Annotated in this window: 10 protein-coding genes and 1 pseudogene; 9 read left to right on the plus strand and 2 right to left on the minus strand. The window is 72.3% G+C overall.

What is annotated here, in order from left to right:
* Window positions 1-117: 117 nt before the first annotated feature.
* Complete coding sequence (locus ACFV4F_RS27165) at window positions 118-1233, minus strand: amidohydrolase family protein (protein WP_380506265.1); 1116 nt, start codon at window positions 1231-1233, stop codon at window positions 118-120.
* A 3-nt stretch (window positions 1234-1236) separates the two neighbouring features.
* Window positions 1237-2649 (minus strand): glutamine synthetase, encoded by a 1413-nt coding sequence (locus ACFV4F_RS27170; protein ID WP_380445118.1) that lies wholly within the window; start codon window positions 2647-2649, stop codon window positions 1237-1239.
* Window positions 2650-3122: 473 nt separating this feature from the next.
* Between ACFV4F_RS27170 and ACFV4F_RS27175 the strand changes: the two genes are divergently transcribed.
* The 9 genes and pseudogenes from ACFV4F_RS27175 to ACFV4F_RS27215 form a co-directional block, all read left to right on the plus strand.
* Complete coding sequence (locus tag ACFV4F_RS27175) at window positions 3123-4898, plus strand: 3-hydroxyacyl-CoA dehydrogenase family protein (protein ID WP_380445119.1); 1776 nt, start codon at window positions 3123-3125, stop codon at window positions 4896-4898.
* Window positions 4899-5098: 200 nt separating this feature from the next.
* Window positions 5099-6019, plus strand: coding sequence for a TetR family transcriptional regulator (locus ACFV4F_RS27180; protein WP_380506268.1), 921 nt, complete (start codon window positions 5099-5101; stop codon window positions 6017-6019).
* 387 nt (window positions 6020-6406) lie between these two features.
* Window positions 6407-7744 carry a crotonyl-CoA carboxylase/reductase gene (gene ccrA, locus ACFV4F_RS27185; RefSeq protein ID WP_380445121.1) on the plus strand — a complete coding sequence of 446 codons (1338 nt, stop codon included), beginning with the start codon at window positions 6407-6409 and terminating at the stop codon, window positions 7742-7744.
* 10 nt (window positions 7745-7754) lie between these two features.
* Window positions 7755-9785, plus strand: coding sequence for a protein meaA (locus ACFV4F_RS27190; RefSeq protein ID WP_380506271.1), 2031 nt, complete (start codon window positions 7755-7757; stop codon window positions 9783-9785).
* A 43-nt stretch (window positions 9786-9828) separates the two neighbouring features.
* Complete coding sequence (locus ACFV4F_RS27195; RefSeq protein ID WP_380445123.1) at window positions 9829-10791, plus strand: HpcH/HpaI aldolase/citrate lyase family protein; 963 nt, start codon at window positions 9829-9831, stop codon at window positions 10789-10791.
* 4 nt (window positions 10792-10795) lie between these two features.
* Window positions 10796-11299, plus strand: coding sequence for a MaoC family dehydratase (locus ACFV4F_RS27200; protein ID WP_045704019.1), 504 nt, complete (start codon window positions 10796-10798; stop codon window positions 11297-11299).
* 151 nt (window positions 11300-11450) lie between these two features.
* The gene (locus ACFV4F_RS27205; RefSeq protein ID WP_380445124.1) at window positions 11451-12653 is read left to right on the plus strand and encodes an acyl-CoA dehydrogenase family protein; all 1203 of its coding nucleotides are present in this window, start codon (window positions 11451-11453) and stop codon (window positions 12651-12653) included.
* A gap of 479 nt (window positions 12654-13132) precedes the next feature.
* Entirely contained in the window at window positions 13133-13825 is a 693-nt protein-coding gene (locus ACFV4F_RS27210) for a phosphatidylserine decarboxylase (protein ID WP_329926306.1), read from the plus strand.
* A pseudogene (locus tag ACFV4F_RS27215) lies at window positions 13812-14681 on the plus strand (CDP-alcohol phosphatidyltransferase family protein); the annotation flags it as partial. The gene ACFV4F_RS27210 and the pseudogene ACFV4F_RS27215, both read left to right, overlap by 14 nt.
* Window positions 14682-14783 lie beyond the last annotated feature (102 nt).

Genomic DNA, 14783 nt, shown 5'->3' on the forward strand with positions numbered 1-14783 from the left:
ATCTAATCGTCACAACTAGACCAACAGCGGAGCCCAGGAGTCCGCAGGTCAACCGGCAAACAGTCGGTCATAGTGTTAAAAAGTGATGGTCCACGGGCCGGTTGGGACGCCTACCACCTAAAGGGTGTACAACCGGCGAGCATTGTCCGCGGCGACCATCCGGGCCAGCCGCTCCGCGTCGGCCGCCGAGCAGGCGCCGGCGGCCCGCCACTCCCCGAGCAACTCGCCGAGCCCGTAACGGAACTGGGCGGCGCCGACCAGGTACAGCTCGGGCAGGCCGTACGCGTCGGTGGAGAACAGCAGCTTGCCGAACGGCGCCAGCTCCAGCATCTCGCCGAGCACCGCCGCCACCCGGGGGCCGGTGTACGAGGCCGTCAGACCGAGGTCGACGTACACCGTGGGGAAGGCCTGCGCGAGGAACGCGGCCTGCCGGTGGTACGGGTAGCAGTGCAGCAGCACGAGCGGGACGCCGCTCGGCTCGGCGGCGCGGACGAAGGGGGTGAGCAGGGCCGGGTCGGCCAGGTGCAGGGTGAGGTCGGGATCGCCGAAGCCGGTGTGGAGCTGGATCGGCAGGCCGAGCTCGGCGCACACGTCGACGGCCGTCCACAGCAGGTGGTGCAGGAGCACCGGGTCCGTCAGCCGACCGCGCCCGGCGCGCTGCCAGGCCCCCGCCGCGGCCACCACGGCGGCCCGGGCGGGCCGTTCGGGCGGGACCGCGAGGCCGTGCCGGTAGGCGATGACGGACTTGACGGCGACGGCCCCGGCGGCGGCCCCGGCCAGGGCGTCGCGGACGGCCTCCGGCCAGCCCCCGGCCGTCGCGGGCACCGCCTCGGCGACCGTCTCCAGCCGGATCACCTCGCGCACCCGGACCCGGGCGGCCTCGGCGAACTCGCCGAGCGGGAGCAACGGGCGGCCCGCGGCGGCGGTGAGCCCGGTGTCGATCAGGCAGGTGTCGAGCGCGGCGGCGGCCAGCAGTCGGCCGGTGGCCTCGGCGGCACCCAACTCCCTTCTGCGGGCGAGGTATTCGTCGGCCGGCGCATGGGCGGGCAGGCCGAGCGCGGGCGGGCACCAGCGCCGGACGGCGAGGCCGAGGGCGCTGTCGAAGGGCGTGGTGCCGGGCGCGGGCGGGCGGTCCGACTCGGTGAGCAGCCCGGCCAGGGCGTCGTCCGGGAGGTCGGCCGCCACCACGCTGTGGCAGTGGTGGTCGACCAGCGCGGGGACGTCGAGGAGCACCGGTCAGTACCGCCAGCGGGTGGCGGCCACCATGCGTTCGGGAGTGGTATCGGCGTACTGCTCGGCCTCGGCCCGGCGGACCGCGAGCACCGCCTGGTAGAGCGGTTCGCCGAGGGCCTCGCGGAGCACCGCCGAGCGCTCGTAGGCGGCGATCGACTCGGCCGGGCGGGCCGGCAGCCGGGGCACCGTGCCGGGCGCGGCGGCGGCCGGATCGCCGGTGAACTCCGGCGGCAGGGCGAGGCGCTGCTCCATGCCGGCGAGTCCGGCGGCGAGCACGGCGCCGACCGCGAGGTAGGGGTTGGCGCTGGCGTCGAAGCACTTGACCTCGGCGTTGGCCGCGGCGGAGCGCTCCCCCGCCGAGCCGGTGACCAGGCGCAGCGCGGCCTCGCGGTTCTCCAGGCCCCAGCACTGGTAGGCGCCGGCCCAGTGCGAGGGCACGAGCCGCAGGTACCCGGCGGGGCTGGAGCAGCCGAGCACGAGCAGCTCGGGCAGCGCGGCGAGCACGCCGGCCAGGAAGCCCTCGGCCTCGGCGGTCAGGCCGTGCGGGCCGGAGCCGCCGCGGCCGAGGTTGCGGCCGTCCCGCCAGAGGCTCAGGTGGAGGTGGCCGCCGTTGCCGACCGTGCCGGCCTCGACCACGGGTGCGAAGGAGACCCGCAGGCCGTGCCGGTTGGAGACGGCACGGATGGTGTGCCGGACCAGGACCGCGGTGTCGGCGGCGGCGACCGGGCCCTCGGGGGCGACGGAGACCTCGAACTGGCCCGGCGCGTACTCGGGGTGGATCTGCAGGACGTCGAGCCCCTGCTCGCCGAGGGCGCGCAGGACGTCCCGCAGGTAGTCGGAGAGGTCGGTGAGGCGGTGCATCCCGTACGCGGGGCCGTGGGTGGGGTACTGCGGCTCGTCCGCCGGGGCGCCGGCGAGGGCGGCCACCCACTCGACCTCGATGCCGGCCTTGAGGCCGATGCCGCGCGCGGCGGCCGTGGCCTCCATCCGGCGGGCGAACAGCCGCTGGCAGCCGGGGTGCGGGGTGCCGGCCTGGGTGTGCCGGTCCCCCGGGGCCCAGGCCCAGCCGGGCTGGGCGGCGAGCGGGACGACCCGGCCGAGGTCGGGGTACAGGCGCAGGTCCCCGGTGGGGCCGCCGATGATCGGGCTGGTCGTGATGGCGTCGTCGGCGAGGAACACGTCGAAGCAGGGGGCGGCGCCGACGCCCCACTGGGCGGCGTGCACGAGGCCGCCGAGCGGCACGGCCTTGACCCGGGTGATGCCGGCGTTGTCCACCCAGGTGACGGCGACCGCCTCGACCCCGGCCGCGCGGAGCCGGTCGGCGGCGGCCTCGGCCTGCCGGGCGCGCTCGGCGCGCGGGGGCAGTTCGACGGCGGCGTGGGCGTCCACGGCGACGGCGATGGTGTCAGCAGTCATGCCTTCATGCTGCCCCTCCGGGTGGGTCCGCGTAACTCCTCGATCGGGTGGTTGGAACGGACGCGCGTCCTCCCGTTCACCCGTTCGGGGTGGGGTGGTTTTGCCGCCGTCCGCCCTCTTCCTACTGGGTAGTAGCTTCGCTACAGTGGCCGCACGCACCGCCGTCGGGCTTCGGGAGCCGCACCGACGGGTGCCGTGCGTCCTTCACCGGCCGGTGCCGCGAACCGCGGCGGGCCGGGTTTCCCTCCTCGCGTCAGCGCCGCTCCGTTCACCTCCGAGCGCCTGAGCACGACGGCACACCCGCAGTTCGGCCGGAGCGGACCGGCCGCCGCGCGGGTGGGCCGCACCCGTCATCCCTCCAGCCCCCGCGCGCGGACCCTCCTCCGGCGGGCTGCCGCCCCCTGCGTACGCACGGGCGCGGCGGCACGTCCGCCGGAGCGCGCGCGGGCCCTTCATGACTAGGAGTCAGGACCATGCAGCGTCCCTTCCCCACGGTCGCCGTGGTCGGCCTCGGCACGATGGGTGCCGGCGTCGCGGTGGCGGTCGCCAAGAGCGGCCGCCGGGTGATCGGCATCGAGGCCACCGAGGACTCGGCCGCCCGGGCCCTGGCCCGGATCGAGGAGGCCACCGCGCACGCCGTCGAGCGCGCGCGGATCACCGCCGAGGAGCGCGCGGCCCTGCTCGCGCAGATCTCCGTCGGCCACGAACTCTCCGCCGCCGCGGGCGCCGACCTCGTGATCGAGGAGGTGCCCGAGCAGCTGGAGCTCAAGCGTGAGGTCTTCGCCGAGCTGGACCGGATCTGCCCGCCGGAGACGGTGCTCGCCACCGGCACCACCGCGCTGTCGGTGACCCGGATCGCCGCCGCGACCGCCCGCCCGGACCGGGTGCTCGGCCTGCACTTCTTCAACCCGGTCCACACCATGAAGCTGGTCGAGGTGGTCCGCACGGTGCTGACCGCCCCGCAGGTCGCCGAGGACGCCGCCGGGTTCGCCCGGGACCTCGGCAAGGAGCCGGTCGCGGCCGGCGACCGGGCCGGTTTCGTGGTGAACGGCCTGCTGTTCGCGTACCTGAACCAGGCCGCCGCGATGTACGAGTCCAAGTACGCCTCGCGCGAGGACATCGACGCCGCGATGCGGCTCGGCTGCGGCCTGCCGATGGGCCCGCTGGCACTGCTCGACCTGATCGGCGTGGACACCGCGCGGACCGTCCTGGAGGCGATGTACGAGCAGTCCAGGGACCGCCTGCACGCGCCCGCGCCGATCCTCGGCCAGCTGGTGTCGGCCGGTCTGCTGGGCCGCAAGTCCGGCCGGGGCTTCTACACCTACGAGGCGCCGGGCTCCTCCAAGGCCGTGGACGCGGCCACCGGCCCGGCGCGGCCGAAGGTGGCGGGCCGCGAGGTGCGGACGGTCGGCGTGTGCGGCTCGGGCACGATGGCGACCGGCATCGCCGAGGTGTTCGCCAAGTCCGGGTACGCCGTGCTGCTGGCCGCGCGCAGCCAGGAGAAGGCGGACCGGGCCAAGGCGCAGCTGGCGAAGTCGCTGGAGCGCTCGGTGGCGAAGGGCCGGATGGGCGCCGAGCAGCGGGACGCGGCGCTGGCCCTGGTGACGCCGGTCGGGCAGTACGCGGAGCTGGCCGAGGTCGACCTGGTGGTCGAGGCGGTGGCCGAGGACCTGGCGGTCAAGCGGGAGCTGTTCGCGGCCCTGGACAAGATCGTCCGGCCGGGCGCGGTGCTCGCCACCACCACCTCCTCGCTGCCGGTGATCAGCTGCGCGACCGCCACCTCGCGGCCGCAGGACGTCGTCGGCATGCACTTCTTCAACCCGGCGCCGGCGATGAAGCTGGTCGAGGTGGTCTCCACCGTGCTGACCGCGCCGGACGTCACCGCGACCGTCCTGGACCTGTGCGCCAAGGTGCGCAAGCACCCGGTGGAGTGCGGGGACCGGGCCGGCTTCATCGTCAACGCGCTGCTCTTCCCCTACCTGAACGACGCGGTGCGGATGCTCCAGGAGCACTACGCGACGGTGGACGACATCGACACCGCGATGAAGCTCGGCTGCGGCTACCCGATGGGCCCGTTCGAGCTGCTGGACGTGGTCGGTCTGGACGTCTCGCTGACCATCGAGCAGGTGCTGCACCAGGAGTTCCGCGAGCCGGGCCTGGCCGCCGCGCCGCTGCTGGAGCACCTGGTGGCGGCGGGCTGCCTGGGCCGCAAGACCGGCCGCGGGTTCCGCGACCACGCGCGCCGGTGACCGTGCCGCAGCCCGGCGGCGCCGCTCCCCGCGGGGCGGCGCCGGCCGGGAGCGCGCCGACGGCCGGGCAGCCGCGCTCGGCCTGGAACCCCGGGACGGTGTCGGCCCGCTGGCCGCGCCCGGCCGTGACCGGCCCGGTCTCGCCGGTCCGCCGGGGAAGGGCCGCCGGGGCGCAGCCGGGGCCGTGTAGCGTTCCGGACATGGATCGGGTTCAGTCAGCCACCCCGCAGCAGTCCGCCGCACCGCGCGCCGCCGACCGGCCGGCCACGTCGGCCGGGGGCACCGGCCCGGACGCCGGCCCGGGCAGCCGCCGGGCCGCGGCGCAGCGCCTGCAGATGCGCCAGGACCTGGCCACGGCCGCGATGGACCTGTTCGCCTCGCAGGGCTACGAGGAGACCACCGTCGACCAGATCGCGGCGGCGGCCGGGGTCGCCCGGCGCACCTTCTTCCGGTACTTCCGGTCGAAGGAGGAGGCGATCTTCCCGGACCACGACGACACGCTCGTCCGGGTCGCGGACCTGCTGGCCAGCGCCGAGCCCGAGGAGCACCCGCTCGACGTGGTCTGCCGGGGCATCAAGGAGGTGCTGCGGATGTACGCCTCCACCCCGGGGGTGTCGGTCGCGCGGTACCAGCTGATCCGCCAGGTGCCGGCGCTGCGCGAGCGGGAGATCGCCGTGGTGGCCCGGTACGAGCGGCTGTTCACCCGGTACCTGCTGGGCCGCTTCGACACCGGCGAGGACATCCCTTCGGGCTGGCAGCGCGGCGGCGAGGACGACTCGATGCTGGCCGAGGTGTCGGCGGCGGCCGTGGTCGCGGCGCACAACCACGTGCTGCGGCGCTGGCTGCGGGCCGGCGGCCGGGGTGACGTGGAGGCGCAGCTGGACCACTCCTTCGAGGTGATCCGGCGGACCTTCTGGGCGTCCAGCGCGCCCGGTGCCAGGCGCCGCGGGTCCCTGGTGGCACCCGGTGCCAGTGGGGCACCCGGGGAGGTGCTCGCCGAGAGCGCACTGAGTGCCAGCCCCGGAGGTGAGGTACTCATCACAGTCGCCCGGACGGACGCTCCGCTGGACGTCGTGGTGGACAGCATCCGGGCCGCGCTGAGCGACTCCGGGCACATCTGACGGGAGCATTTCCGCAGGTCACGGAGGAAACGAAGGTCAAAAAGGGCCCGCGCCGAGGAATCGGCGGCGGGCCCTTTTCGTCCCCGTTCGAGTGTCCATGACAGCCGCCGGAAGTCGGGCAAATTCCTGACACCCGGTGTCTTTACGGCTGGCACAGGGTGCCACTACGTTGTTACTCACCAGTCGCGGCGCCGCGGCTCCCCACCTCGGCGCGCCGTCGTCCGGTGTTCCCACACCCCGGGAGCAGAGCGAGTACCACCCGGCCCACGGCCGGGCCGACCAGCCTGACCCCGCCCACCACCCACCACAGCGAAGCCGGTGTCCGCTCCCGGCCTTCCCCAGACGCCCTGTGCGCCCTCACACAGGTACGCCTCCGGAGGCAGAGCCATGCAGCAAATCCTCGACGCGATCCTCAGCAACGACGCCACGGCGGAGGACTTCGCAGCGATCCAGCTCCCCGAGTCCTACCGGGCGGTCACGCTCCACAAGGACGAGGAGCAGATGTTCGCCGGCCTCGACAGCCGCGACAAGGACCCCCGCAAGTCCCTCCACCTCGACGACGTCGCCCTGCCCGAACTGGGCCCGGGCGAGGCCCTCGTCGCCGTCATGGCCAGCGCGGTCAACTACAACACCGTGTGGAGCTCGATCTTCGAGCCGGTCTCCACCTTCGGCTTCCTGGAGCGCTACGGCCGGCTGTCGCCGCTCACCAAGCGCCACGACCTGCCGTACCACGTCCTCGGCTCCGACCTGGCCGGTGTCGTCCTGCGCACCGGTGCCGGCGTCAACGCCTGGAAGCCCGGCGACGAGGTCGTCGCCCACTGCCTCTCGGTCGAGCTGGAGTCCCCGGACGGCCACAACGACACGATGATGGACCCGGAGCAGCGCATCTGGGGCTTCGAGACCAACTTCGGCGGCCTGGCCCAGCTGGCCCTGGTGAAGACCAACCAGCTGCTGCCCAAGCCCAAGCACCTCACCTGGGAGGAGGCCGCCTCCCCCGGTCTGGTCAACTCCACCGCCTACCGCCAGCTGGTCTCGCGCAACGGCGCCGGCATGAAGCAGGGCGACAACGTGCTGATCTGGGGCGCCAGCGGCGGCCTCGGCTCGTACGCCACCCAGTACGCGCTGGCCGGCGGCGCCACCCCGATCTGCGTGGTCTCCAGCCCGCAGAAGGCCGAGATCTGCCGCGCCATGGGCGCCGAGGCGATCATCGACCGCTCGGCGGAGGGCTACCGGTTCTGGAAGGACGAGCAGAACCAGGACCCGCGCGAGTGGAAGCGCCTGGGCTCGAAGATCCGCGAGTTCACCGGCGGCGAGGACGTCGACATCGTCTTCGAGCACCCGGGCCGGGAGACCTTCGGCGCCTCGGTGTACGTCACCCGCAAGGGCGGCACCATCGTCACCTGCGCCTCCACCTCCGGCTACATGCACCAGTACGACAACCGCTACCTGTGGATGTCGCTCAAGCGGATCGTCGGCTCGCACTTCGCCAACTACCGCGAGGCCTACGAGGCCAACCGCCTGGTCGCCAAGGGCAAGATCCACCCGACCCTGTCGAAGGTCTACTCCCTGGAGGAGACCGGCCAGGCCTCCCTCGACGTGCACCACAACAAGCACCAGGGCAAGGTCGGCGTGCTGTGCCTGGCCCCCGAGGAGGGCCTGGGCGTGCGCGACGCGGAGTTCCGCGCCACGCACCTCGACGCGATCAACCGCTTCCGAAACGTCTGAGGCCGATCCGATGACCGAGCCGCAGAAGCGCGACCGGCCCTGGCTGATGCGCACCTACGCCGGACACTCCACCGCGAGCGACTCCAACGCGCTCTACCGGCGGAACCTGGCGAAGGGCCAGACCGGCCTCTCCGTCGCCTTCGACCTGCCGACCCAGACCGGCTACGACTCCGACCACATCCTCGCCCGCGGCGAGGTCGGCCGGGTCGGCGTGCCGGTGGGCCACGTCGGCGACATGCGCACCCTGTTCGACGGCATCCCGCTCGAACAGACCAACACCTCGATGACGATCAACGCCACCGCGATGTGGCTGCTGGCGCTCTACCAGGTGGTCGCCGAGGAGCAGGGCGCCGACGTCGCCAAGCTCACCGGCACCACCCAGAACGACATCGTCAAGGAGTACCTGTCGCGCGGGACGCACGTCTTCCCGCCCGGCCCGTCGGTGCGCCTGATCACCGACATGATCGCCTACACGGTCGGCAACATCCCCAAGTGGAACCCGATCAACATCTGCAGCTACCACCTGCAGGAGGCCGGGGCCACGCCCGTCCAGGAGATCGCCTACGCGATGTGCACCGCCATCTCGGTGCTCGACGCGGTGCGCGACTCCGGGCAGGTGCCGGCCGAGCGCATGGGCGACGTGGTCGCGCGGATCTCCTTCTTCGTGAACGCCGGCGTGCGCTTCGTCGAGGAGATGTGCAAGATGCGCGCCTTCGCCCGGCTGTGGGAGAAGGTCACGCGCGAGCGCTACGGCGTCGAGGACCCCAAGCAGCGCCGGTTCCGCTACGGCGTGCAGGTCAACTCGCTGGGCCTGACCGAGGCGCAGCCGGAGAACAACGTCCAGCGGATCGTGCTGGAGATGCTCGCCGTCACGCTCTCCAAGGACGCCCGCGCCCGGGCCGTCCAGCTCCCGGCCTGGAACGAGGCGCTGGGCCTGCCCCGGCCGTGGGACCAGCAGTGGTCGCTGCGGATCCAGCAGGTGCTCGCCTACGAGTCCGACCTGCTGGAGTACGGGGACATCTTCAACGGCTCCGAGGTCATCGAGGCCAAGACGGCCGACCTGCTGGCCGGCGCCGAGGCGGAGATCGCCAAGGTGCTGGAGATGGGCGGGGTGATCCCGGCCGTCGAATCCGGCTACCTGAAGTCCAACCTGGTCTCCTCGCACGCCGCCCGGCGGGCCCGGATCGAGTCCGGCGAGGACAAGATCGTCGGCGTCAACTGCTTCGACACCACCGAGGAGAGCCCGCTCACGGCCGACCTCGACACCGCGATCATGGTCGTCGACCCGGCCTCCGAGCAGTCCGTCCTCGCCGCCCTGGAGGCCTGGCGCGGACAGCGCGACGAGGCCGCCGCCCAGGAGGCGCTGGCGGAGCTCAAGGCCGTCGCCGCCACCGACGCCAACCTGATGCCGGCCACGCTCGCCTGCGCCCGGGCCGGCGTCACCACCGGGGAGTGGTCCTTCGCCCTGCGCGAGGTCTTCGGCGAGTACCGCGCCCCCACCGGCGTCGGCGGCGCCCCGGTCGCGGTCGCGGCCGAGCCCGGCGGCGAACTGGCCGCCGTGCGCGCCGCCGTGGCCGCCACCGCCGAGGAGCTGGGCGCCGGCAAGCTGCGCCTGCTGGTCGGCAAGCCCGGCCTGGACGGGCACTCCAACGGCGCCGAGCAGATCGCCGTCCGGGCCCGCGACGCCGGGTTCGAGGTGGTCTACCAGGGCATCCGGCTCACGCCGGAGCAGATCGTCTCCGCGGCCGTCGCGGAGGACGTCCACTGCGTGGGCCTGTCGATCCTCTCCGGCGCGCACTCCGAGCTCGTGCCCGACGTGCTGCAGCGCCTGCGGCGGGCCGGGGTGGAGGATGTCCCGGTGATCGTGGGTGGCATCATCCCGGCAGCGGACGGCGAGGCCCTCAAGGCCGCCGGCGTCGCCGCCGTGTTCACCCCGAAGGACTTCGGCATCACGACCATCATCGGCCGGATCGTGGACGAGATCCGGCTGGCCAACAAGCTCCAGCCGTGGACGCCCGCACCGACCCCGGCCACGAACTGACCAGCTGACCAGCTGACCACTGGGAAGGAACAGAACCACCCTCATGACCACTGTCAACCGCCTGCGCCCGCGCCGCTCCTGCCTCGCCGTGCCCGGCAGCAACCCGCGCTTCCTGGAGAAGGCCCAGGGCCTGCCCGCCGACCAGGTCTTCCTCGACCTGGAGGACGCCTGCGCCCCGCTGGTCAAGGAGAGCGCCCGCCACACCATCGTCGACGCCCTCAACAACGGCGACTGGGGCGGCAAGACCCGCGTCGTGCGCGTCAACGACTGGACCACCCACTGGACCTACCGCGACGTGATCACCGTCGTCGAGGGCGCCGGCCCCAACCTCGACTGCATCATGCTGCCGAAGGTCCAGGACGCCGAGCAGGTCAAGGCGCTCGACCTCCTCCTCACCCAGATCGAGAAGACCATGGGCTTCGAGGTCGGGAAGATCGGCATCGAAGCGCAGATCGAGAACGCCAAGGGCCTGATCAACGTCGACGCCATCGCCGAGGCCTCGCCCCGGCTGGAGACCATCATCTTCGGCCCCGCCGACTTCATGGCCTCGATCAACATGAAGTCCCTGGTGGTCGGCGAGCAGCCCTCCGGCTACAACGCCGACGCCTACCACTACATCCTGATGCGCATCCTGATGGCCGCCCGCGCCAACGACCTCCAGGCGATCGACGGCCCGTACCTGCAGATCCGCAACCAGGAGGGCTACCGCGAGGTCGCCGGGCGCTCCGCCGCCCTCGGCTTCGACGGCAAGTGGGTGCTGCACCCCGACCAGGTCGCCGCCGCGAACGAGATCTACTCGCCCTCGCAGGAGGACTACGACCACGCCGAGCTGATCCTCGACGCCTACGACTACTGCACCTCCGCGGCGGGCGGCGCCAAGGGCTCGGCGATGCTCGGCGACGAGATGATCGACGAGGCCAGCCGCAAGATGGCCCTGGTCATCTCCGGCAAGGGCCGGGCCGCCGGCATGGAGCGCACCACCAAGTTCGAGATCCCGGAGGCGTAGCACCATGCAGTTCGGACGCACCTACGAGGAGTTCGAGGTCGGCGCGGTCTACAAGCACTGGCCCGGGAAGACCGTCACCGAGTACGACGACCACCTGTTCTGTCTGCTCACCATGAACCACCACCCGCTCCACATGGACACCAACTACGCGGAGAAGACGACCGACTTCGGGAAGAACGTCGTCGTGGGCAACTACATCTACTCGCTGCTGCTCGGCATGTCCGTCCCGGACGTCTCGGGCAAGGCGATCGCCAACCTGGAGATCGAGTCGCTGCGGCACGTCGCGCCGACCTTCCACGGCGACACGATCTACGGCGAGACCACCGTCCTCGACAAGTGGCCCTCCAAGTCCAAGGACGACCGGGGCATCGTCTACGTCGAGACCAAGGGGTACAAGCAGGACGGCACGGTCGTCTGCATCTTCCGCCGCAAGGTGATGGTGCCGACCGAGACGTACATCAAGGAGCGCGGCGGCGAGCAGCCCGGCCGTCCCACCCCTCTTTCCTGAACCGCTTTTCCCCTCCCAATGCCCCGGAGGGGCAGGCCGCCGTCATCGGCCGACCCCCACCCGGAACGGGGGCCCTGCTGCCGCAGCCACGCCGGCAGGGCCCCCGGCAATCCCCCCCCCCCGACTTTTCACGACAAATCGGAGCCGCACGATGGGACGCCTCGCACAGACCGACGGCCTCACCGAGATCCAGCGGGACATCCTCGCCACCGTGCGGGATTTCGTCGACAAGGAGATCATTCCGGTCGCGACCGAGCTGGAGCACAAGGACGAGTACCCGACCGCCATCGTCGAGGGGATGAAGCAGCTCGGCCTCTTCGGCCTCACCATCCCCGAGGAGTACGGCGGCCTCGGCGAGTCGCTGCTCACCTACGCCCTCGTGGTGGAGGAGATCGCCCGCGGCTGGATGTCCGTCTCCGGCATCGTCAACACGCACTTCATCGTGGCGCACATGATCAACGCCCACGGCACGCAGGAGCAGAAGGACTACTTCCTGCCGAAGATGGCGGCCGGCGAGATCCGCGGCGCGTTCTCGATGTCCGAGCCCGGCCTCGGCTCCGACGTCTCGGCCATCTCCACCAAGGGCGTCAAGGACGGCGACTTCTACGTCCTCAACGGCCAGAAGATGTGGCTCACCAACGGCGGCACCTCCACCCTCGTCGCGGTCCTCTGCAAGACCGACGAGGGCGGCAGCAGCCCGTACAAGAACATGACCACCTTCCTGATCGAGAAGACGGCCGGATTCGGCCCGAACCCGACCGTCCCCGGCCTCACCGTGCCCGGGAAGATCGAGAAGATGGGCTACAAGGGCGTCGACACGACCGAGCTGGTCCTCCAGGACGTCCGGATCCCGGCCGACCGGATCCTCGGCGGCGTCCCCGGCCGCGGCTTCTACCAGATGATGGACGGCGTCGAGGTCGGCCGCGTCAACGTCGCCGCCCGCGGCTGCGGGGTCGCCCGCCGCGCCTTCGAGCTCGGCATCTCCTACGCCCAGCAGCGCTCCACCTTCGGCAAGAAGATCGCCGAGCACCAGGCGATCCAGTTCAAGCTCGCCGAGATGGCCACCAAGGTCGAGGCCGCCCACCAGATGATGGTCATGGCCGCCCGCAAGAAGGACAGCGGCGAGCGCAACGACCTCGAAGCCGGCATGGCCAAGTACCTCGCCTCCGAGTACTGCAAGGAGGTCGTCGAGGACGCCTTCCGCATCCACGGCGGCTACGGCTTCTCCAAGGAGTACGAGATCGAGCGCCTTTACCGCGAGGCCCCGATGCTGCTCATCGGTGAAGGAACTGCGGAGATCCAGAAGATGATCGTCGGACGCCGGCTCCTGGAGGAGTACCGGATCGCCGAGTGACCTCCGGGCCACCCCGGCTCGACGGGTGGCCCCCGGAACAGCCGGCCGACGGGCGTGCGGGCCCGTCCCGGCATCCCGCCGTGCCACGACGGCCCCGGCCTGGTCCGCCTGGGGTCCGGCACGGCCCCGGAAGCGGCCGCAGGGCGTAGAGCTGCAGCTACGCGCCCCGCGGCCGCTTCCGCACGCCGTCGCGGCGCCGTCCCGGGGCGTCCGGGAGCGGATGGCGCGGACGCGGCGTTCCCCCGGCGCACCCGCTGAGACAAGAGTCACCAGGCCCGTCCGGGCCCTTGGGAACCGGACGGGGCCGAGCTACGGTCGTATGAGTAGGCGTGACCTCGCGCCTGCGGAACGAGCAGGCGGGTTGCCCACCCACCGTGTGCTCCCGATAGCATCCACCGGGACAGCAGCCGTCCCTCTCTTACCCGATCCCGCGGTGGCCCCCGTCCAGCGGCCATGATCCCCCGCGACAAAGGTCTTCGATGCCCATCAGCCCGTCCCCTCACACCTCCGTCACGGACCGCGATGCCCTCGCAGCCACGACGGCCGGTCGGCGACCCCGCGTGACCATCGCGCGCGGAGCCACCCCCTGGTTCGTCCCCACCCTCGCCACGGCCGCCGTGACCACCGCCCTCACCCGGCGCAGCGGCAAGTGGGCCCTGGCGGCGGTACCCGCCTGCGCGCTCGGCGCGGGCATGCTGTGGTTCTTCCGCGACCCCGAGCGTGAGATCGGCACGGGCAGAGTGATCTCCCCCGCCGACGGCGTGGTGCAGAGCATCGACGCCTGGCCGGACGGCCGCACCCGGGTCGCCATCTTCATGAGCCCGCTCAACGTCCACGTCAACCGCGCGCCGCTGCCCGGCACGGTGACGTCGGTCGAGCACGTCGCGGGCGGGTTCGTGCCCGCGTTCAACAAGGACAGCGACCAGAACGAGCGGGTCGTCTGGCACTTCGACACCGAGCTCGGCGACATCGAGATGGTGCAGATCGCGGGGGCCGTGGCCCGCCGCATCGTGCCCTACGTCGACGCCGGCACCAAGGTCGCCCAGGGCGACCGGATCGGCCTGATCCGGTTCGGGTCCCGGGTCGACACCTACCTGCCGGCCGGCGTCGAGGTCGGCGTCGAGGTCGGCCAGAAGACCACAGCCGGGGTGACACGCCTTGACCGTGACTGATCCTGAGACCATCGTCGGCCTGGACGACGAGGAGACGGCGCTACGCCGTCGCCGCTGGGCACGCGACCGCGAGCTCCGCGCGCCGCGCTCGCCGCAGCACCTGTCCACCGCCGACTTCCTGACCCTGGGGAACGCCGTCTGCGGCTTCCTGGCGATCTACTCGATCACCACCGGGGTCCTGATCCCGCACATCACCAACCCGGACGTCGCTCCGGACCGGCACAGCGCCGCCACCGCGGTGACGCTGCTGCTGATCGGCTCGATGTGCGACCTCTTCGACGGCCTGGTGGCGCGCAAGCTGCGCTCCTCCGCCCTGGGCGCCGAACTCGACAACCTGGCCGACCTGATCAGCTTCGGCATCGCGCCGGCCTACTTCGTCGCGGTCTGGGGCATGGTCTCGCAGGGCTCCAACCGGCCGCTGTCCGCGCTGATCGCGCTGACGGTGCTGCTCGCGGTGGTCCTGCGGCTGGCCCGCTTCTCGGCCGTGAAGATGCGGCCCGGGGTGTTCCAGGGCATGCCCTGCCCGATGGGCGCCATGACGGTCATCGCGATCGTGCTGCTCGACCCGCCGTTCCTGCCCGGTCTGGTCGCCATCTTCGGCGCCGCGTACCTGATGGTCAGCCGGATCGAGTACCCGAAGCCGCAGGGCCTGCTGGCCACCGCCACGCTGTGCTGGATCGTGGTCTCCATCGGCTGCCTGGCCGCGTGGGCCACCGGCCTGCCGGGCGGCGACCTGCTCCTGCACGTCGGCGCCTTCGCCCAGATCGCGCTCGCGGCCATGGCGCCGCTGCTGGTCATCCGGCGCAAGGTCGGCCAGAAGGTCGGCGACGTCCGCGCCCGGCGGGCGGAGTCGCGGGGCGGGGGGTGCGCCCCCGCCCGAAAACCGAGCATTAGAGTGGGGGGGGGCGGGGGCGGCGGGCGGCGGCGCGGCGCGGGAGGGGCGGCGCGGCGCGCACGC

It is taken from the genome of Kitasatospora sp. NPDC059722 (assembly GCF_042733235.1).
Classification (GTDB): domain Bacteria; phylum Actinomycetota; class Actinomycetes; order Streptomycetales; family Streptomycetaceae; genus Kitasatospora.